This is a genomic window from Lactococcus muris (genome assembly GCF_042849115.1).
In the GTDB taxonomy this organism is placed as follows: Bacteria; Bacillota; Bacilli; order Lactobacillales; family Streptococcaceae; genus Lactococcus; species Lactococcus muris.
Map to the genome: position 1 here is coordinate 58,434 of NZ_BAAFQO010000011.1, position 20,414 is coordinate 78,847.

Here is a 20,414-nt window from a genome sequence, read left to right on the forward strand (position 1 = left end):
TTGGTATGATTAAAATATTTTCATTGTTTTATCGCTTAAATAGGAATTATTTTTTTCAGCATAATCTTCTTTTATCAGATTTAGGGCAATTATGGAAAAAAATAATCTTTAATTTTTATCTACTGGTGCGCTGTCTCTTCTATCTTGTTGTTTTTGGGGCGATCACAGTTTATACTTCGCGGATAAACGTGGCTACAGTGCATTTGGTATTGTCACAAATTATATTGATGACACTTTCTATTCTTATCTTTTCCAAACAAGCTAAGATGAGCGATCAAAAAATAAAAAGTTTACAGTTCCTACTAGGGAAAATGTTTACAAAAGAAGAACGGCTTATAAATATAAAAAAAGTTGGACGGTATTATGCGATATATGCACTGGGAAGTTTTATTTTAGTTGATGTAGCAATACTTCCCTATTTTTTAAAATCAGGAATAGGAGGAGTCTTGCTTATGGTGTTTTGTCTAGTTATTACGACTTACTATGTTTATTCTAAGACGGTGGCTATTATGGATATAAAAAGAAGTGAGAGCATCCGCTATCCTTGGTATGTTTCTTATTTTATCGTTGCTACAGTCACTTTGATGTTTCCTGCAGTCTTAAAATCACCAGATATTGAACATTTGATAGGTTCATCTGGTTTTGGGATAATTGTAAATGTCATCTTTACGCTATTGATAATTCATATTTTAATGTTTCTTATCATAAAGCGAAATCCTGCCTTAAAAAACATTGAGGAGAAAAGAAATTTTAGAGGAATGACTCAGGAATTTTTTGAGGGCTATATAAAAGGCGCAGCTTTTTGGTTGATTATTCCGGCAGGTCTTTTGGGAATGCTTCCTATAAGCGAGATAAGTAAGACGATTGTATTTGTAACACTTTTATCCTTTCTTTTAATGCCGAATATTTGCAGCAAACCAATGATAAACTACTTGAAAATGATAGGTTGGAATAAAAAATGCTTTTTAATTCGGTATGGCTATAGGATTTTATTTTTCTTACTGGTTGTGCAGGTTATTTTGAATATATTTGTAAGATTGTCATTAACATTCTTTATGATTGGGCTTGTGTTAACGACAATATTAGTTTTTAGCAGAATCATCGTTGGAGTATTTATTATGGAAAGCGGATATAGCGACAATAAAAAAATAGATTACTATGGTTTGTTTGTCATAACATCGGTGTTTTTATTTGCTATGTTAGCGTATATGTTGAGATAGCTACTGACCTTATTTATAACTTTATTGGAGAGATTATGAGAGCAGAAAAATTATCCAAGAAATTTGGGGATACATACATATTTAAAAATATTGATTTAGAGTTTAAACAAGGAAAAATATACAGTATTTTTGGAAGAAACGGGGTCGGAAAGACCACCTTATTAAATGTTTTAAATGGGACATTAGCGTCAGATGGCGGTGAAATTTATGATGCTGAGAAAGTGATATTGTTAGAGGATAATGAACTTCCTTTTGAATTTATGACGGCAAATGAATTTATTGATACGACCTTTACTTTTAAAAATCAAAAAATAGATCTCCAAGAGAAGGAAAAATTATTTAAGCAATTACACTTTCAACCTGAAAATAAGATAATAAAGGATTTTTCCAAAGGCATGAAAAGTAAACTCTGTATCATCATAGCGCTATTATCGAAACCACAAGTCCTCTTATTGGATGAACCTTTTTCAGATATTGATGTTGTTAGTTTTGGAGAAATTACCGAAATACTGAAACATAAAAAGAAGGAGATGCAAATTATTTTTTCTACCCATGTTTCTAAAATAGCCTTTGAATTATCGGATGACATCGTGTATTTAAAAGAAAATCAAGCGCTATTTTTTGAAAATAACTTTCGGAAAACGGATGAGTTAGAAGATTACATTTTAAAAAAGATGTCAAACCTAGATGAAGTTTAAACTTTATTGAGCAAGTCAAAAGGAAAATAGATGAACAAAAGAAAAATAGTAATACTGATTACTCTAAGCATCGTATCGTTGATGCTGTTATTTATAAATCTTTCTCTAGAGGGAAGTAATAACTGGAATGTCATCATTTTTATCAGTTTAGGGATATATTTTAGAGAGGGTATTGAGATATTTATAGAAAGTAGGAAGAATAAGAAAAGAAAGAAGTAGGTGGTGAAGTATCCTTCCTCAATATGAACGTATAACTTACAGGGTTCATTTAACAAAAGTCCTATTAGCAAATATGCTATAATAAAACCATGAATAACACGATTAAAGCAAAGCTGGAACTCTTACCAGACAGTCCAGGCTGCTATTTACATAAGGATAAAAATGGAACCGTTATCTATGTTGGGAAGGCGAAAAATCTGAAACATCGCGTACGTTCCTATTTTCATGGTTCCCATAATACAAAGACCGAGCTTTTAGTCAGCGAGATTGAAGATTTAGAGTGGATTGTGGTTGAGTCAAATATTGAGTCTCTGGTTCTTGAAATCAACTTGATTCAACGTTATAAGCCCAAATATAACATCATGCTTAAGGATGATAAATATTATCCTTTTTTGACGATTACCAATGAAAAATACCCACGCCTGATGATTACGCGCCGTGTCAAAAAGGACGGTGCCATGTATTTTGGGCCTTATCCAGATGTCAAAGCAGCCAATGAAGTCAAGCGCCTCTTAGACCGTATCTTCCCCTTTCGAAAATGCGGCTTGCATGAAAAGAAGGTTTGCTTTTACTATCATATCCATCAATGCCTCTGCCCGGTTGTAAATCATGTAGATCCACAAGTTTATAAAGACATGGCTCAAGAAGTCAAACATTTTTTAACGGGTGATGATAAAGAGATTATCAATGAACTCAAAGAAAAAATGTTTGCGGCTTCTGAAAAAATGGAGTTTGAACAAGCAGCAGAGTATCGTGATGTTATCAATTCGATTAGCACTTTAAGAACAAAACAACGTGTCATGAACCACGATTTAAAAGACCGCGATGTTTTTGGCTACTATGTGGATAAAGGCTGGATGTGCGTGCAGGTCTTCTTTGTGCGACAAGGTAAAATGATTCAACGTGATGTCAATATGTTTCCTTATTACAATGAAGCAGAAGATGATTTCTTAACTTACGTCGGACAGTTTTATCAAGAAGCTGAACACATGGTGCCCAAAGAAATTTTATTGCCTTCAGAAATTGATGCGGAAGCTGTCGAAGCAGTTACTCAAACCAAAGTTCTCAAACCAAGTCGTGGGGAGAAGAAACAGCTTGTTGCGATGGCGACGAAAAATGCCCGGACACAGTTACAATTAAAATTTGACCTCCTCGAAAAAGACTTGATTAAAACGCAAGGTGCTATTGAGAATCTCGGAAAAATTCTCAACATTCCAACTCCCGTCCGTATTGAATCTTTCGATAATTCGAATATCATGGGGACTTCACCAGTATCAGCGATGGTTGTCTTTATCAATGGCAAGCCTTCAAAGAAAGATTATCGCAAATACAAGATTAAAACAGTCGAAGGTGCAGATGATTATGCCTCAATGCGTGAAGTGATTACGCGCCGTTATAGCCGAGCCATACGTGAAGGTACTGCTTTACCTGACTTGATTGCAATGGATGGTGGTGCAGGGCAAGTCAATGCAGCCAAGGCTATTCTGAAAGAAATAGGTTTAGCCATTCCTGTTGCAGGTATGGCTAAAAATGACAAACACCAAACCAGCGAGTTACTTTTTGGCGATCCTTTGGAAGTCGTGCCACTGAGTCGGCAATCGCAAGAATTCTTTCTTCTGCAACGCATTCAAGATGAAGTCCACCGATTTGCGATTACTTTCCATCGGCAAGTCCGGGGGAAAAATACCTTTTCTTCAAAACTGGATGGTATTACGGGACTTGGACCAAAACGTAAGCAAAAATTAATGACGACCTTCAAGTCACTTAAAGCCATTTCTGAGGCTGATGTTGCTCAAGTCGCTGAAGCAGGCGTACCTTATGAAGTCGCTGAACGTGTCAAAGAGGTTTTGGGAAAAGAAAATGAATAATATTTTTATAGATCAAAAGGTGGATTATATTGATTCACTTTTTTTGTATTCGAAAAAGAAAGGAGAAGCTTCTGGTTCACAGTGATAAGTGGAGAGGTTTTTCTATAAAAACTTGTTATAATGATAGGTATGAACAAAACAGAAATAAAAAAGTTCCAACAAGATCTTTTAGGATGGTATAAGGTACACAAAAAGCCTTTACCATGGCGTAAAACTACATCTGCCTATTCTGTCTGGATTTCTGAAATCATGTCTCAACAGACACAGGTTGAAATAGTTATGCCCTATTATCTGCGCTTTATGGAAAAGTATTCTCAGATTGAGGATTTGGCAGCAGCAGATGACGATGAGCTTCTGAAACTTTGGGAAGGTTTGGGTTATTATTCTCGAGCACGAAATTTAAAAGTGGCTGCTCAGCAAGTGATGACAGACTTTCATGGTAAATTTCCTGACACTTTGGAAGATATTAAAAGTCTGCAAGGGATTGGTCCCTATACTGCAGCGGCCATTGCTTCGATTTCTTTTGGCTTGCCTGAGCCAGCCATTGATGGAAATTTGATGCGCGTGACGAGCCGTTTGTTTGAAATTGATGCAGATATCTCGAAGGCAGCTTCTCGGAAAATATTTGATAAAAAGTTGAGAGAATTAATTTCGGAAGAGAATCCCGGGGATTTTAATCAAGCCCTAATGGATATTGGTTCAATGGTATGTACGCCCAAAATTGCTAAATGCGAGATTTGTCCATTAGCTGCGTATTGTCAAGCCAGACCTAAAGGCACGCAACTGAAGTATCCCGTCAAAAGTAAAAAGTTAAAGCAGCAACACGTTTACTATACTGCCTATGCTCTCAAAAATTCACAAGGTGAATACTATCTCCAAAGACGTCCTGCAACAGGTTTACTTGCTAATATGTGGACTTTTCCTATGCAGGAGATATCTAAAGAAGACTTTGATAATGATACATTGGTGCCACCAACAAATGTGCCAGACAGTATCTCACGCATGACCAAAGTCGGAGAAATCACGCATGTTTTTTCTCACTTGAAGTGGTTTGTCCAAATCATTGAATGTCTTCCAGAGGAAAATTTTGTTCTTCAAGAAGAAAAACTGAATGAAAATCAACTTTGGGTTAAGCTTTCGGACCTCTCAAAAGTAGCTTTGCCGACACCACAAGTCAAAATGTTTAAGTTTTTTAAAGATTAGTTTTTGCTTGGGAAATGCAAACGTTTTACTTTTTTGGTATAATTATAGCAGTTTAGAAAAAAGATTTTTTGTGAGAATGTTCGCAAAAGGTCGAAAAATGGAGGCACTCATGACAACTATTGATTTTACTGCAGAAGTAGAAAAGCGCAAAGACGCAATGCTCGAAGATTTGTTTGAACTTCTTCGTATCGATTCAGCAATGGACATGGAAAATGCGGACAAAGAAAACCCATTTGGTCCTGGACCTCGTAAAGCCCTTGACAAATTCTTGGAATTGGCTGAGCGTGATGGCTATCAAACTAAAAACTATGACAACTATGTTGGTCACTTTGAATACGGAGAAGGCGACGAAGTTTTAGGTATCTTCGGTCACTTGGACGTTGTTCCTGCCGGTTCTGGTTGGGACTCAAACCCATTTGAACCTGAAATCCGTAATGGTAACCTTTACGCACGTGGAGCTTCAGACGATAAAGGCCCAACTATGGCTTGTTACTATGGTTTGAAAATCCTGAAAGACCTTGGTGTGCCATTATCTAAAAAAATCCGCTTCATCGTTGGTACAAACGAAGAAACAGGTTGGAAAGATATGGATTACTACTTTGAACACTGTGAATTGCCATTGCCAGATTTCGGATTCTCTCCAGACGCTGAGTTCCCAATCATCAATGGTGAAAAAGGTAACGTTACAGAGTACCTTCACTTTGACGGAAAAAATGCTGGTGCTGTAGTACTCCACTCTTTCAAAGCTGGCCTGGCTGAAAATATGGTCCCTGAATCTGCAACTGCAGTAATCTCAGGTGCGACAGACCTCCAAGCAAAATTGGAAGCTTTTGTTGCTGAAAATGCTAACAAAAACTTGCGCTTTGACCTTGAAGAAACTGACGGTAAAGCAACAGTAACAATTTATGGTAAATCTGCGCACGGTGCAATGCCATTTAAAGGCATTAACGGTGCAACTTACCTTGCTAAATTCCTCAATCAATTCGACTTCGAAGCCGGTGCAGCTGCCTACATCAAACTTGCCGCTGAAACATTGATTGATGACCACGAAGGTGAAAAATTAGGCACAGCCTACAATGATGAGCTTATGGGTGCAACTTCGATGAATGCTGGTGTTTGGAACTTTGACGAAAATGGTGAAGGTACAATCGCTCTTAACTTCCGTTTCCCACAAGGTACTGACCAATACAAAATCAAAGCAGTTCTTGAAGCTCTTGAAGGCGTAAAAGAAGTGACTATGAACGATCACGTTATGGAACCTCACTACGTCCCAATGGAAGATGAACTTGTTTCTACATTGATCAGCGTTTACGAAAAACACACTGGCCTTAAAGGTTACGAAACAGTAATCGGTGGTGGTACATTTGGTCGTCTCCTTAAACGCGGTGTTGCTTATGGCGCAATGTTTGAAGGTGAAGAAGATACAATGCACCAAGCAAATGAATATAAACCATTGGATGCCCTCTTCAAATCAGCAGTTATCTATGCTGAAGCAATTTACGAATTGGCTAAATAATAAGAATTATGTATATTTTACGGCAGTAGATGAAAGTCTGCTGCTGTTTTTTTGTTTCTGAGAGTAAAAGAAAAAATTAAAATAAAGTGTTTAAAATTTTGATATAATAGAGGAATGATTTACGGTATAGGGATAGATAATGTTGAAATATCTCGCATTATCCAAGCAGTGGAACACAATGCTAAATTTGCACAGCGAGTTTTAACAATAAGCGAGTTTGCTCATTTTGAAAGTTTTACCTCAAAAAAACGCCAGATGGAGTTTTTAGCTGGACGGTGGGCAGCAAAAGAAGCCTTTTCCAAAGCATTGGGAACAGGCTTTGACAGTCAGCTTTCTTTTCATCAAATAGAAATTTCTAAAAATGATAAAGGAAAACCTTATTTTTTAAAGCATCCCTTTGCTGGACAGGCACATTTGAGTATCTCACATAGTAACCAAGAAGCAGTGGCTATGGTTCTTTTGGAAAGTAGAGATTGAAAACAAAAAGGGGATAGATATTATGAAAGCAGCACCACATCGTCACACACCAGCCGTCATTAAATTATCAGCGATTGAGAATAATGTCAAAAAGATGCGAAAGCACATTGGGGATAAACCAGAACTTTGGGCAGTTGTAAAAGCCAATGCCTATGGTCATGGTGCAGTTGCGGTTGCACAGCATATTGAGGGAATTGTGGATGGTTTTTGTGTATCAAATTTTGATGAAGCTATTGAACTTCGCCAGCAGCTGATTATCAAACCAATTCTAGTTTTATCAGGTATTGTTCCAGAGCACGCGGAAATTGCTGCCAGCCAACACATTACTTTGACTGCACCAAGTTTAGAGTGGCTTCAACAAGTCATTGCTTCCAATAAAAATAAGCATTTTTCGCGTCTGAGAATTCATATCGCGGTAGATACAGGTATGGGAAGAATTGGTGTGACAACGGCTGAGGAAGCAAATCAAATTATTGCGCTTGCGGAACAGTATAACATTAGTGTTCGGGGGATTTTTACACATTATGCAACGGCCGATGAAAAAGACACAACACAGTTTGAAGAACAAAAAGCCAAATTTGATGCTTTGGTAAGTCAACTTAGTCATCGACCAAAGTATGTGCATTCCACAAATTCTGCAGCAGGATTATGGCAAAATCAGGATGTCCAGGATATTGAACGCGTTGGTCTGGCTATGTACGGCTTAAATCCAAGTGGCGATGAGTTAGAATTGCCCTATGAGTTAGAGCCGGCCTTGAGCTTGCATTCAGAACTGACCCATGTGAAAAAAATTCATAAAGGAGATACAGTAGGCTATGGAGCAACTTTCCGTGCAGAAGAAGACACCTATGTGGGCACAGTTTCTATAGGATATGCGGATGGTTGGACACGTGATATGCAAGGCTTTAAGGTTCTTGTTGATGGACATTTTTGTGAAATCATCGGGCGCATTTCTATGGATCAAATGACGATTCGTCTCCCGCGACACTATGACATGGGAACTTTAGTGACCTTGATAGGGAAAAACGGGGATAAAGAGATTACGGTTCAGGATATCGCAAATTGGCGGAAAACTATCGGCTACGAAGTTATTTGTCTCTTATCAGATAGAATTTACCGCGTATATGAGGAATAAGAACTGCTTTGATGCAGTTCTTATTTTGTTACGTTTATATATAAAATACTACAAAATTTAGTCAGTTTGACATTTTGTTTAAAAATGATATAATTATGTTAAATACAAATGAGATAAAATTAAGAAAGGTGAGGAAAAGGATATGATAAAAGTATACACTGTCATGGCTTGCAGTTCTTGTAAAAAAGCCAAAGAATGGCTAACTAATCATGGATTAGAGTTTGAAGAAATTAATTTGGTAACAGATAAAATATATCCAGAAGATTTCCTTAATATTTTATCTTTGACTGAAAATGGCACGGAGGAGATAATATCGACAAGAAGCCGTGCTTATAAGCGCTTATCTTTAGATTTTGAACGTCTCTCTCTTCATGAACTCGTCGCTATAATTGAGGACAACCGTACACTTTTACGTCGCCCATTGATTCTTGATGATAAGCGACTTCAAGTGGGTTACAATGAGGATGACATCCGAAAATTTTTACCCCGTTCTGTTCGACGTGTGGAAATGCTTGAAGCGACATACAATATCCGCCAGTTAGATGTGGAACGTACTTTAGAAGAAAAAGCGCAATAAAATAAAAGTGAAATGTGAATGTTTCATTTTTATTTTATTGTGCTTTTTAGCAGCCATAATGACTGATAGGCTGAAAACTCAAAAATATACTGGTGTTTAGGAAGTAGGGCACTGTTTTGAAAGAGAACAGCATTGAAACCAGTCATAATGTTTCTTTGGATGAAAGTTTTGATAATGAAGTTAAGAATATGGTTCGTCCTTGCGTACAGAGTTTCTTTCAGAAGATGAGGTTACATTTACAAAGAGCAAATAATTTAGAAGGAGAAGTTACAATAGCTTTGACTACTGCCACAGAGAAACTGGTGAGCATTGCGTTTTTTCTCTATTTTGTGAAAGTAACCGAAAGAGAAACATAACCAACATAAAAGTTTATATTTTGATAAAATAGATTCAGAATATAGAGGAGTAAATAAAATGATAACAGCTATTGCGACAGATATGGACGGCACTTTCTTGGATGAAAAATCTACTTATGATAAAAAGTACTTCTCTACCCTGCAGCAAAAAATGAATGCCAAAGGGATTCGCTTCATCGTGGCAAGTGGTAATCAATATTTTAAGTTAAAGTCTTATTTTGAAGATATTAAAGATATTATTTTTATCTCTGAAAATGGCGGAATCATTACCATTAATGATGAAGTGGAGATAGTCGCAAGTTTTAACCCAAAAGAGGTGAGCCAAGTTCTCGACTTGCTTGCAGATTTAAAGATTCCTGTCGTTGTTTGTGGTGCGAAGAGCGCTTATACTTTAGAGAGTGTTTCAGAAGAGTTTGAAACTTTTGCTCATAAATATTATGAAAAACTAGAACTTCTCTCTTCTTTTGAGCAGCTACCAGAAGATACTGTGGTTAAATTTGCAACAATTATCCCCGAAGCAGAGTTAGCTACTGTCACAGCAAGACTGAATAGTTATTTTAAAAAAGGGATAAAGGCTGTGACGAGTGGGAATATCTATCTGGATATCGTTCTTGAAGGTAGCAATAAAGGTGCAGCTATTGAGAAAGTCTTGCGAGAGCTTGAACTTTCTCCTCAAAACTTAGCTTCCTTCGGTGATGCGAATAATGATCTTGAAATGTTGGAAATGTCCGGCTATTCCTATGCTGTAGCCAATGCCAATGACCAAGCGAAAGCAAGAGCGAAGTGGATTATAGGCAGTAATAAGGAGAAAGCAGTCCTTTCTCAGATTGAAAAAATTATTCAGTGAAAAATGGAAAAAAGTGCAATTTCTGTGAAAAGAACCAAGTAAAATAGATACTGTAAAAACTATACAGTAGAATCTGTTTGAGGAGGTTCTTTTCACAGAAACGTACTTTTTATTTTACGCTCTTTAACATAAAAACTTAAGAAAGTATTAAGAAATTAAGCTAAAAACTGTTCATAAATTTCTGTTATACTAATTTCATCAAGTGGAAATGGGGGAAACATGAATCATACTGTTCTAATTGTGGATGATGAGAAAGACATACGTGAAGCGATTGCACTTTATCTAAAGAATGAAGGAATCCATGCCATTCAAGCAAAAGATGGTATTGAAGCACTGGAGGTTCTGGATAAAGAAGAAGTTCATTTAATCATCATGGACGTCATGATGCCTAAGCTCGATGGTATTGAAGCCACTTTTAAAATCCGTCAATCACAACAGATTCCGATTCTGATGCTGAGTGCTAAAAGTGAAGACACGGATAAAATTTTAGGCCTACAAATTGGAGCTGATGATTATTTAACCAAGCCTTTTAATCCTTTGGAATTAATTGCTCGCGTTAAGTCGCAGCTCCGAAGATACACTTCCTTGGGAAGTTACGAAAAAGAAGAAAAAGTAATTCGGCTTCGTGGACTGACCATTGATCAAGAAGGGAAGGAAGTGAGAGTAGACGGGGAATTGATAAAGTTAACACCTACAGAATTCAAAATTACAGAATTGCTGGCTTGCAATGCTGGAAAAGTTTTTTCTATTACGGAAATCTACGAACGGGTTTGGCAAGAACCAGGATTTAATGCAGAAAATACTGTGGCTGTACATATAAGAAAAATTCGTGAAAAAATAGAGGTAAATCCAAAAGATCCAAAGTATTTAAAGGTGGTGTGGGGCATTGGTTATAAAATGGAAAAATAAGTTTGCAGTGAGTATCGGGCTAGCTTTGCTGCTTTTAGGAGTAAACAGTTTAGTTTTTACAGTTCTAAATGCTGAACAATATATTTTTAATGATTATTTTCAGTCAAAATACTTCAAAGAAGAAATTTCAACCTTAGAAGAAGCGTTAATGAATACTCAGGTAAATCCTAATTTACCAATAGAGGTGACAACAGAAGATATTGAAGAATACCGGATGAATCAACCGGATAAGTATACGCAAGTGGCAACGATTAAAGAGGATCCTGTCTTCCTTGAACGTCTCAGTAAAGCGAAAGAATCTGGCGACAAATCACTTGTAAGGAAACTTGAGGAGGAGCAAAATAAAAAGTTAAATGAAGTGGATAAGTTGTTCACAGACGACAAATACGTCACAGAAAAAATAAAGGAGCAGAAGAAAGAATTAATCGCGCAGCAAAAAGCAGATTGGCTGCCACAATATAAAGATCTTTCCTCAGATATTAACTATCAACTGACCGAAACCAGATCGGGGAAACATCTTGATAACATCTCTGAAAATAAAACTTTTGCAACAGCGAAAACTTTATTTAAAGGGAATATAAGCCAACTTAGTTTTGACGGTCAAAATCGCTTTGAAGGTCAAATTATTATATTAAAAAATAGCAACTTTGATCAAAGAGCATCTTTCAAAAGTTTTACAGAGATGAAAAATCTGACGATAGGTCTTCTTTGCGTGAGCATTTTAAGTTTTGCAGCCTTCCTTGTTTACTGGAAGAAAACAGAAAAAGGAGAAGATGCGCTTCTGGAGAAAGTCAAATCATGGGATAAAATAGCCCTTGATGGAGAGATTTTCATTGCCTTGTTCCTTTCTCTCCTTTACTTATCACTCATACATGAAGCTAAAGTCACATGGAATCTTATACCTTTTCTGCAAGCATATTGTTGGGCTTTCTTGGTGCTCTATCTGCTCTTTCTTGTAGGTTGGGTGATTTACCACAAGGCAAAGGATAGAGAAAACTGGAAGAAAACCTACATTGCTAGAAGCCTCTCTCTCATAAAAGATGCTGCCAGCAATTTTTCAACAGGTTCAAAAGCTTGGTTCATTTTCTGGAGTATGGTGGCAGCCTTCCTTGGTTTTCTGCTCGCACTGATGTGGGGAGGACAAGCCATTGTTCTTTACTTGTTCGTGCTTGTGATTTATCTTTTGCTTATCTTCATTTATTTGTTGCGAAGGCTGGCCATGTTTAATCAGACAGTAAAAATTATTGAGGTGATTGCTCAAGGGGAAAATGCTGAAATGTTAAACATCAAGCCCAAGGGAAAAACTGTTTTTCGAGAAATTTCTGAAAATCTCAAAACAATCAATGAAGAGGTGAAATCTTCCAAAAGTCAGCAAATAAAAAGTGAACGTTTGAAGACAGAACTCATTACGAATGTTTCACATGATTTAAGAACACCCTTAACTTCAATCATCACTTCTGTTGATTTATTGCGTAATGCCGACCTTTCTCAAGATGAAAAGGATAAGTATGTCGAAGTTATCGACCAAAAATCAAAATGTTTAAAAGTTCTTATTGATGATCTTTTTGAAGTTTCAAAAATGGCTAGCGGCAATATTGAACTGAAAAAAAGTAAGGTCGACCTTGTACAATTGCTCGATCAGTCACTGGCTGAGCTCTCTGAAAAAATAGAATCTTCTTCTTTGAAATTTATCACACAAACAGATAAGGAACTGTTTGCTTCGGTTGATGGGGATAAGATGTGGAGAGTGTTTGAAAATTTAATCCACAACATTTTGAAGTACTCTATGGAGAACACGAGAGTTTATATCTCGGGACATAAAAATGATAAAGGCATGATTGATTTAATCTTTAAAAATATTTCGCGAGAAGAATTAGGAGAAGATAGTCAAGAATTGTCGCAGCGTTTTAAAAGAGGGGATTTATCAAGGAATACAACAGGTTCAGGCTTGGGGCTAGCTATAGCTCAGTCGATTGTGGAAGCTCATGACGGCCATTTCCTTTTGGAAACAGATGGGGACTTGTTCAAAATAATTCTTTCTTTGCCAAGCCTGTAATTTTAAAAGATAAAAAGCACTGCGTACAGTGCTTTTTATCTTACTTTTTATGATGCTCAAGTTTTTCTTTTACATCTTCCACAGCATCTTCAGAGGCTTCTTTGATGTCTGCGGCAACTTCCTTCACCTTACCGATCGTTTTATCAAGGAAGCCTTCAGCTTTTTTCTTGTTGTCACCTGTAACATCACCAACAATTTCTTTAGCGCTACCTTTAAGTTTATCTGTTGTACCTTTGTCGACCATACAAAACTCCTCCTTATTATTTTATTTCCATCTTTATTCTACTGCTTATATTTTGCTTTTGCAAGATATTCAACTTACAAATTTTTTTTATTTTAGAATCATACAAAGTTTGAAAAATGAGAATGGAATAAAATAAGCTCATATATTTGACTCTTAATGCTTAAACTGTTAAAATTTACCCTAAAGTGACACTGTGTCATTTTGATAAGAGAAGGAGGAAATAAAGTGCCTAAAGCTACATATCTAAAGCTTCCAGAAGAAAAAAAGCAACGAATTTACGCGGCTTGTAAGACAGAGTTTGCGGATAAACCCTTTCATCAAGCAACGGTAAGAAATATTGTGCAAAGTTTAGACATTCCTCGTGGAAGTTTTTATCAATATTTTGAAGATTTAACGGATTGTTATATGTATGTCCTGTCTCAAGAGACACGTGAGCTTCACCAGCTTTTCTTAGACGCAATCCAAAAATATCCGCTTGAACAAGCCCTAGACGAATACAAGCATTTACTACTAAAGGAACTCGTGCATAATGAAAATTACGCCATCTATAAATATCGCTTTTTAGATTGGAATCACGAATTGACTTTAGCTTGGAAAAAGTATAATCCTCAAACATTTGTAAGTAAAGAGCCTGTTTCGCCAATGATTTCCGTGTTCAAAGCAGTTGTGCATGATCTTGTCTACAGACTGTTTGCAGAAGAGTGGAGTGATCAAGAATTTGTTGCGCACTATGACAGTGAAGTTGCAGTGATTATGAATGGTCTCTCAGGCAGTCAAAATCATCAATAAAGAAGAGAACGTGAAGTTCTTCAAGGAGTTGTATTATGTTTTTATCACTTAAAGAAATATTTTATTACAAGACAAGGTACACGTTGATAGCAACAATCATCTTTTTGGTTTCTTATGTTGTTTTCATATTGTCAGGTCTATCGACTGGCCTTGCGGACCAGTTTAAACAAGCTGTAGTGGATTGGAATGCAGAAAAGATTGTTCTGTCAGACAGTTCGAATAATATTTTATCTGCTTCTCAAATTTCAAAAACAGAGTTAGATAATATTGAAGGAGACGAATTATCTCCCGTTTCGATTTTTTCAACGTCGATCAATCAAGGAGAAAATAAAAGAGAGAATATTACAGTCATGGCGCTTCCAATTGGCTCTGATATTCTACCAAATGTAAAAGAAGGCAACGATTTTTCGGAAGATAAAAAAGAAGTCGTCATCCCAGAAAACCTTGCCGACAAGGGTTATAAAGTGGGGGACAAGATAAAGGTAGGGAATAACGATACAGAGTTAAAAATTGTTGGCATTGCCAAACCGACTTACTATTCAGCAACACCTGTCGTCTACAGTTCATTCACTACTTTGTCCGCAATTAAAAATATGAACACAGCCGCCGCAGAAGCTTCTGTGAATGGTGTCATTGTAAAATCTGGTCAAGTAAGCTTGAAAGGTTCAAGCTCAGATAAATTAAAAGTCATCACAACTTCTGAACTTATCAACAACATTCCTGGTTACTCCGCACAGAAAACAACACTCAGCGCCATGATTTATTTCTTGTTCTTGATTGTGCTGCTCATTATTGCCGTCTTTATGTATGTCATCACGCTACAAAAAGTTCCCATCTTTGGGATTATGAAGGCGCAAGGGATTTCAAATTTCCTTATTATGAAGTCTATCTTATGGCAAAGTTTTTGGCTGGCATTGGTTGGTGTAGTTGCAGCTTTTGGTGGGAGCTATCTCACAAGTTTCGTGCTCCCGCAAGCTATGCCATTTGCAATTGATTTTTCTATCTGGACAATTTATGGTTTCGTATTGATTATCGTGTCCATACTGGGTTCTGTATTTTCACTGTATACGATAAGAAAGATTGATCCTACACAAGCGATTGGAGGTTAGTAATGAAAGATATTCTACATATGGATAAAGTCACAAAGAGCTTTGGTAAGGGGCGAACAGAAGTTCAAGCCTTGAAAGGCATTGATTTACGGGTACAAGCTGGGGAGTTTATCTCAATCATTGGTCCTTCGGGCTCTGGTAAAAGTACTTTCTTAACAATCGCTGGGGGGCTTCAGTCTTCAACAACAGGAACAACAAAAATCAATACAATTGACTTTAATCAACTGTCAGAAAAAGAACGCTCCAAAGTAAGATTTAAAGAAGTTGGCTTTATCCTACAAGCTTCGAACCTCATTCCTTACTTGACTGTCAAAGAACAGTTGAAACTTGTGGATAAAATAAATAAAAAGAATATCAATCAAGGAAAAATAGATGAAATGCTCGACTCCTTAGATATTTTAGAACTACAAGATAAATATCCTGGAGAGCTCTCTGGTGGAGAACGTCAACGTGTTGCAATCGCACGTGCACTTTACAATGATCCAAGCTTAATTTTAGCTGATGAACCAACAGCCAGCTTAGATACAGAAAGAGCTTACCAAGTTGTGGATATTTTGAGAAAAGAAGCACATGAAAAAAATAAAGCCACTATTATGGTGACCCATGATGCACGGATGATAAAAAATAGTGACAGTGTGTACAGGATTGAAGACGGGAACCTCTTTAGAGTAGATGAGATTTAGAACTTGAGAGATACAGAAATAAAGAGTAAGGTGAAGCCAGTCCTTCTGCCTTTTTCTTCGAAACTTGGGGAGAAACCCTAGACTATTAGGCAAATTTTTATCAAAGTTAATGTTAGGCTGGATGCAGGTACACTTATGAATTTCAAACTGTTCTTGCAACATTGAATCCTAATTTAGGTTCATAAGACAGAATCTCTGACAATATTCTAAAAGAACTTCCATAAGACAAAAAAGACCATAGGGCAATATTCAGCTCTATGGTCTTTAGCTTCAAAAGTGTAAGTTACGATAACTTTTTTGAATATTTTCAAGTAAATGATAGGGGAATTTTTTCGGTTCTGTCAACTCTGCGGTGGTAAAAGTAAAATGAGTTACAGATCAATCACTTGAAAAACTGTCTTCGGGCAGTTTTTTAGTTTGTTTTTGAGAGAATTTGTTGAAGTAAAATCCGTTTTCTAAGATGGTCAAAACGCCCAAAGCCAAAGGCAATACGCTTAATGAGCTTACAAAGGTTATTCTTCCCTTCGAGTGGGCCGTTGGAATAAGGCGAAAGAATCCCACGACCAATGGCAGCTCTGTGTTTAAGCAAGTAACGACAGCTAATTTTAAAGTCCTCTGGTAAGCTTTCAGGCATGGTTTCAATAGCCTCAAAAAAGTCGTCTGCTTGCTTATTGGCAAAGGCATCCAAGGCATTCTGATAGACCATATAGGCTTCTTGGAGCTTCTGAGAGTAGCTCAAAAGGGCATCAATGACCTCACCTTCCGTTCTCCATTCGCCCCTGAAAAGCAGAAATTGCTTACGCTTTTGGTAATTGACCTTGCCGTTCCACTTGAGCAGCTGTCGCCAGTATTTTTTTAGCTTACGATAAATCTTGCCATTGTCGCCTTTGAGTTTCTTCAAGTTCTTCATTTCCTTAACACGAAGTTGATTGAAAGCTCTTGATAATTGCTGGATGACATGAAAACCATCAATAAGCAGTTGTGCGTGAGGAAAAAGGGTCATGAGGGCAGGGTAAGAAGCATTCATATCCATGACAATTGTTTTGACTTTCAAACGCTCACTTCTAGGAAAATTGAGAAAATAAGCTATTAAGTCCACTTGTTTTCTAGACTCTAAAATATCTAAGATGTCATGTGTCAGACCATCTGCGTAGACAAAAGCAAGCCCATTGTCGTCATTTTGAGTGGCTTTGAATTCGTCAAAACAGAGAACTTTTGGTAGACTCCTAAACTTTTGTTTGAGGGAAATCCGATCAAGAATTTTCTAACAAAAGGCAGGGGAAACAAAGTAACGGCTGGCAACATCACGCATAGACATTTTGACTTTGAAATCAATCAAGATAGCTGCTTTAAGAACAGAAGACACATTGGCTCGAGGTTCAATAAAATAAGGTGTGGGTGTAAATGTAGCGTCACAATCTCCACAGTTATACTTTGCCTTGGTCAATTCGAGAACTCTTGGACGATGTCCAGAAGGTGTGAGGAGGACTTCTGAAGTGGAATAGGCACGTACTTTTCTTGCCTCTTTCATCACTCCACAAGCTGGGCAAATTGTAGTTTTAGGTCGATAAGTGGCGGTAAAAATTTGTGCTTCATGTTGTCCTGTTATTTTGGCAAAACCATATCGGATAAAATTTTCTAAAGGGAAATCGAGGTCTGAGGCTTTCAAGTCGAGCGAAAGTGTGATAGAATCTGAATGAGTCATAGGAATCCTTAACTAAAGTGTTTGTGTCGTAACTCCATTTTAGCGAATTTCTATGGCTTTTTTCCTACAAAAAAATGGCAGTAGATTTTCATCTACCACCATACAGTATACAGAACCATTTTTTCTAGCACAATGGTTTATTGCTGACCTATCCATATTTATTCTATAAATGGTTGGATAACCTTAGTGTTTAAAGCTAACTTTTTTAGTCATTCGAAAGCCCTAAGGCTTTCGATTTTTTGATTGAGAATTGTCGGATTTCTGATTTTTGTGTGATATCTGGCAATAAACTTTCTCTATCACAGTGTTTTAGTGTGGCTACTGATATATTGTACGTTTGTGGAACTTTTTCAAACTTAAGACGGGTCGTGATTGGAGGGAGAACAGTGTAAGAGGCAAAAGCTCTGGTGGAAAAAGACTAAGGCATATGGAAATTAAAGTTATTTTCTCCCGTTTTTTTCGGAAACTGATATAATGATTCTAAGAAACTGAGATAATATTAGCTTTTGTGATCTTGTAAAGTTTCTGGAGAAGCATTGACTTCTCCCCTTTGAATGAAAGAGGTTTTGTATGAGTTATTCGAGTGACGAGTCGTTTAATAAGGCCACTTCAGCAGGCTTTATTATTGCGCTTGGCGTAGTTTATGGTGATATTGGCACAAGTCCTTTATATACCATGCAGTCGATTGTTTCAGGACAGGGCGGCCTTCAAAATGTTTCGGAGAGTTTTATCTTAGGGGCCGTATCGCTAGTTATTTGGACTTTAACACTGATTACAACGGTTAAGTATGTTTTGATTGCACTCCAAGCGGATAATCATCATGAAGGGGGAATATTTTCACTCTTCACTTTAGTGCGTCGTATGGCCAAATGGTTAATCATACCAGCCATGATTGGAGGAGCGACTCTGCTTGCAGATGGGGCTTTAACACCGGCAGTCACAGTGACATCTGCTGTTGAAGGCTTAAAGGGAGTACCAGGATTAGGAGAAATTTACGCCAGTCAATCATGGGTTGTTGTGACCACGCTTATTATTTTGGCGGTTCTCTTTCTTATCCAAAGGTTTGGTACAGGACTTGTTGGGAAGATGTTTGGACCGATAATGTTTATTTGGTTTGCCTTTTTAGCTGTAACAGGCCTTTTTAATTCTTTGACAAACCTAGAGATTTTTAAGGCTATCAATCCTTACTATGCTCTGCATCTTCTTCTAAGTCCAGAAAATAAGGCTGGTATCTTTATCTTGGGTTCTATCTTTTTGGCTACAACAGGGGCAGAGGCGCTTTATTCTGACCTTGGACATGTAGGGCGAGGAAATATTTATAGGAGCTGGCCTTTTGTCAAGCTGTCTATTGTTTTGTCTTATTGTGGTCAAGGGGCTTGGTTGCTCGCGCATAAGGGAGGAGACTTGGAAGGGATGAATCCTTTCTTTGTGATTATACCTTCTGAGATGATGATTTATGCGGTTATTTTAGCGACTTTTGCCTCGATTATTGCTTCCCAGTCCTTAATCTCAGGATCATTTACTTTGGTTTCAGAAGCGATTCGTTTAAAACTTCTGCCAATGATGCGCATCTACTACCCAGGAAAAACTTTAGGACAGCTTTATATTCCAGCAGTGAATTTTGCCTTATGGGTGGCAACCAGCGGCATTGTCCTGTATTTCAGAAGTGCCGAGCATATGGAGGCAGCTTATGGTTTGGCGATTACTGTTACTATGTTGATGACAACAGTTCTCTTGTCTTACTATTTGATTTACAAAGGCGTTAATAGAGTATTGTCTTATTTAATTGCTGCCTTTTTTGCCAGTATCGAATTCATCTTTTTTATCGCCTCTGCAGCAAAATTTGTCCATGGTGGCTATGTTGTTGTCATCATGGCAGCATTGATTGTGTTTGTGATGTTTATCTGGTTTCAATCAAATAAAAGTGTGAACAGATATATAAAATCTTTGAATCTCAATGACTTTAAAGGACAGCTCAAGGCTTTAAAAGAAGACAGAGAGATGGATCTTTATCAGACCAATATTGTCTATTTGAGCAACAAAATGGAGGGGGATTTTATTGATCGCTCCATCTTGTATTCTATTTTGGATAAAAGACCAAAGAAAGCAGAGGTTTATTGGTTTGTGAACGTCAAGGTTACGGATGAGCCGTGGACTTCAGAATATGAAGTCGACATGATGGGAACAGATTACATTGTCAAAGTTCATCTTTACTTAGGTTTTCGCATGAAACAAGAGGTGCCGCGCTATCTGAGAACAATAGTGAAAGACTTAATCGCATCAGGAAGATTACCTAAACAAAAACAAAAATATACGACAATGCCAGGCCGAAATGTTGGTGATTTTAGATTTGTTGTTATTGAAGAACGTGTGACAAATGCACAAGAGCTTCCAAGTTTTGATCGATTTGTGCTGAAGGCAAAAGCTGCCATCAAACGATACACAGCGACGCCAGATCGCTGGTTTGGTTTACAGTTCTCAGAAGTTTCTTTGGAAAGAGTGCCATTAATTTTATCAGACGTACATAATTTAGATATTTATGAGCGTGTCAAAACGGAAGAAACCGAGGAAGATACGTTTGAAAATGTGAGAAACGAAAACCATACCGCTGAAAAATAAGAATAAATCGTAAAAAATAAAAGAGAAATCCCTAATCATGTAGTTTTATTTTCATGAATTTTAAATAGAAGAACTTTTTCATCAGTTTTAGCGATTTTCCCAGTTACTTTTTTGCTTTAGAATCAATGGACACTTTACAGCCTCTACTAAAATAATCAAAGAATGAAAAAATTTTGTGAAAAAT

At 37.2% G+C, this 20,414-nt stretch carries 19 protein-coding genes; 16 read left to right on the forward strand and 3 right to left on the reverse strand.

Annotated features, from left to right (window positions below; translation table 11 throughout):
* The first annotated feature begins 5 nt into the window (after positions 1 to 5).
* The 12 genes from ACGHCK_RS07730 (at position 6) to ACGHCK_RS07785 (ending at position 13,081) form a co-directional block, all read left to right on the forward strand.
* The gene (locus ACGHCK_RS07730; RefSeq protein WP_251421644.1) at positions 6 to 1,220 is read left to right on the forward strand and encodes a hypothetical protein; all 1,215 of its coding nucleotides are present in this window, start codon (positions 6 to 8) and stop codon (positions 1,218 to 1,220) included.
* 35 nt (positions 1,221 to 1,255) lie between these two features.
* Entirely contained in the window at positions 1,256 to 1,918 is a 663-nt protein-coding gene (locus ACGHCK_RS07735) for an ATP-binding cassette domain-containing protein (RefSeq protein WP_251421641.1), read from the forward strand.
* 308 nt (positions 1,919 to 2,226) lie between these two features.
* The gene (uvrC, locus tag ACGHCK_RS07740; protein WP_251421638.1) at positions 2,227 to 4,005 is read left to right on the forward strand and encodes an excinuclease ABC subunit UvrC; all 1,779 of its coding nucleotides are present in this window, start codon (positions 2,227 to 2,229) and stop codon (positions 4,003 to 4,005) included.
* A 129-nt stretch (positions 4,006 to 4,134) separates the two neighbouring features.
* Positions 4,135 to 5,208, forward strand: coding sequence for an A/G-specific adenine glycosylase (mutY, locus tag ACGHCK_RS07745; protein WP_251421635.1), 1,074 nt, complete (start codon positions 4,135 to 4,137; stop codon positions 5,206 to 5,208).
* 109 nt (positions 5,209 to 5,317) lie between these two features.
* Positions 5,318 to 6,724: a dipeptidase PepV gene (pepV, locus tag ACGHCK_RS07750; RefSeq protein ID WP_251421632.1), complete on the forward strand. Its 1,407-nt coding sequence runs from the start codon at positions 5,318 to 5,320 to the stop codon at positions 6,722 to 6,724.
* Positions 6,725 to 6,838: 114 nt separating this feature from the next.
* A complete protein-coding gene (gene acpS / locus ACGHCK_RS07755) occupies positions 6,839 to 7,201 on the forward strand; it encodes a holo-ACP synthase (protein ID WP_202231244.1) in 363 nt (120 codons plus the stop codon).
* A gap of 22 nt (positions 7,202 to 7,223) precedes the next feature.
* Positions 7,224 to 8,336, forward strand: a complete 1,113-nt coding sequence (alr, locus tag ACGHCK_RS07760; RefSeq protein WP_251421629.1) for an alanine racemase — start codon at positions 7,224 to 7,226, stop codon at positions 8,334 to 8,336.
* A gap of 142 nt (positions 8,337 to 8,478) precedes the next feature.
* Positions 8,479 to 8,913, forward strand: a complete 435-nt coding sequence (locus ACGHCK_RS07765; RefSeq protein ID WP_251421626.1) for a Spx/MgsR family RNA polymerase-binding regulatory protein — start codon at positions 8,479 to 8,481, stop codon at positions 8,911 to 8,913.
* Positions 8,914 to 9,029: 116 nt separating this feature from the next.
* Positions 9,030 to 9,269 carry a hypothetical protein gene (locus tag ACGHCK_RS07770; RefSeq protein ID WP_251421623.1) on the forward strand — a complete coding sequence of 80 codons (240 nt, stop codon included), beginning with the start codon at positions 9,030 to 9,032 and terminating at the stop codon, positions 9,267 to 9,269.
* A gap of 58 nt (positions 9,270 to 9,327) precedes the next feature.
* The gene (locus ACGHCK_RS07775) at positions 9,328 to 10,116 is read left to right on the forward strand and encodes a Cof-type HAD-IIB family hydrolase (protein WP_271327992.1); all 789 of its coding nucleotides are present in this window, start codon (positions 9,328 to 9,330) and stop codon (positions 10,114 to 10,116) included.
* 219 nt (positions 10,117 to 10,335) lie between these two features.
* Positions 10,336 to 11,025, forward strand: coding sequence for a response regulator transcription factor (locus ACGHCK_RS07780; protein WP_251421619.1), 690 nt, complete (start codon positions 10,336 to 10,338; stop codon positions 11,023 to 11,025).
* Positions 11,003 to 13,081, forward strand: a complete 2,079-nt coding sequence (locus tag ACGHCK_RS07785; protein WP_251421615.1) for a sensor histidine kinase — start codon at positions 11,003 to 11,005, stop codon at positions 13,079 to 13,081. The genes ACGHCK_RS07780 and ACGHCK_RS07785 overlap by 23 nt, the downstream gene beginning before the upstream one ends.
* 40 nt (positions 13,082 to 13,121) lie before the next feature.
* On the opposite strand, the gene ACGHCK_RS07790 is transcribed toward ACGHCK_RS07785, so the two are convergent.
* Positions 13,122 to 13,325, reverse strand: coding sequence for a CsbD family protein (locus ACGHCK_RS07790; RefSeq protein WP_271327991.1), 204 nt, complete (start codon positions 13,323 to 13,325; stop codon positions 13,122 to 13,124).
* A 225-nt stretch (positions 13,326 to 13,550) separates the two neighbouring features.
* Between ACGHCK_RS07790 and ACGHCK_RS07795 the strand changes: the two genes are divergently transcribed.
* The 3 genes from ACGHCK_RS07795 to ACGHCK_RS07805 are packed head-to-tail and all read left to right on the forward strand — an operon-like array spanning position 13,551 to position 15,906.
* Positions 13,551 to 14,114 (forward strand): TetR/AcrR family transcriptional regulator, encoded by a 564-nt coding sequence (locus ACGHCK_RS07795; protein ID WP_251421612.1) that lies wholly within the window; start codon positions 13,551 to 13,553, stop codon positions 14,112 to 14,114.
* Between the two features lie 35 nt (positions 14,115 to 14,149).
* Positions 14,150 to 15,223 carry an ABC transporter permease gene (locus tag ACGHCK_RS07800; RefSeq protein WP_251421609.1) on the forward strand — a complete coding sequence of 358 codons (1,074 nt, stop codon included), beginning with the start codon at positions 14,150 to 14,152 and terminating at the stop codon, positions 15,221 to 15,223.
* 2 nt (positions 15,224 to 15,225) lie between these two features.
* Positions 15,226 to 15,906 (forward strand): ABC transporter ATP-binding protein, encoded by a 681-nt coding sequence (locus ACGHCK_RS07805; protein ID WP_251421606.1) that lies wholly within the window; start codon positions 15,226 to 15,228, stop codon positions 15,904 to 15,906.
* Positions 15,907 to 16,318: 412 nt separating this feature from the next.
* Here ACGHCK_RS07805 and ACGHCK_RS07810 read toward each other — a convergent pair whose 3' ends face one another.
* The gene (locus ACGHCK_RS07810) at positions 16,319 to 17,167 is read right to left on the reverse strand and encodes an ISL3 family transposase (protein WP_394304523.1); all 849 of its coding nucleotides are present in this window, start codon (positions 17,165 to 17,167) and stop codon (positions 16,319 to 16,321) included.
* A gap of 3 nt (positions 17,168 to 17,170) precedes the next feature.
* The gene (locus ACGHCK_RS07815) at positions 17,171 to 17,611 is read right to left on the reverse strand and encodes a hypothetical protein (RefSeq protein WP_251421603.1); all 441 of its coding nucleotides are present in this window, start codon (positions 17,609 to 17,611) and stop codon (positions 17,171 to 17,173) included.
* 570 nt (positions 17,612 to 18,181) lie between these two features.
* On the opposite strand from ACGHCK_RS07815, the gene ACGHCK_RS07820 reads away from it, so the two are divergent.
* Complete coding sequence (locus tag ACGHCK_RS07820; RefSeq protein ID WP_271327990.1) at positions 18,182 to 20,230, forward strand: KUP/HAK/KT family potassium transporter; 2,049 nt, start codon at positions 18,182 to 18,184, stop codon at positions 20,228 to 20,230.
* The last annotated feature ends 184 nt before the right edge of the window (positions 20,231 to 20,414 follow it).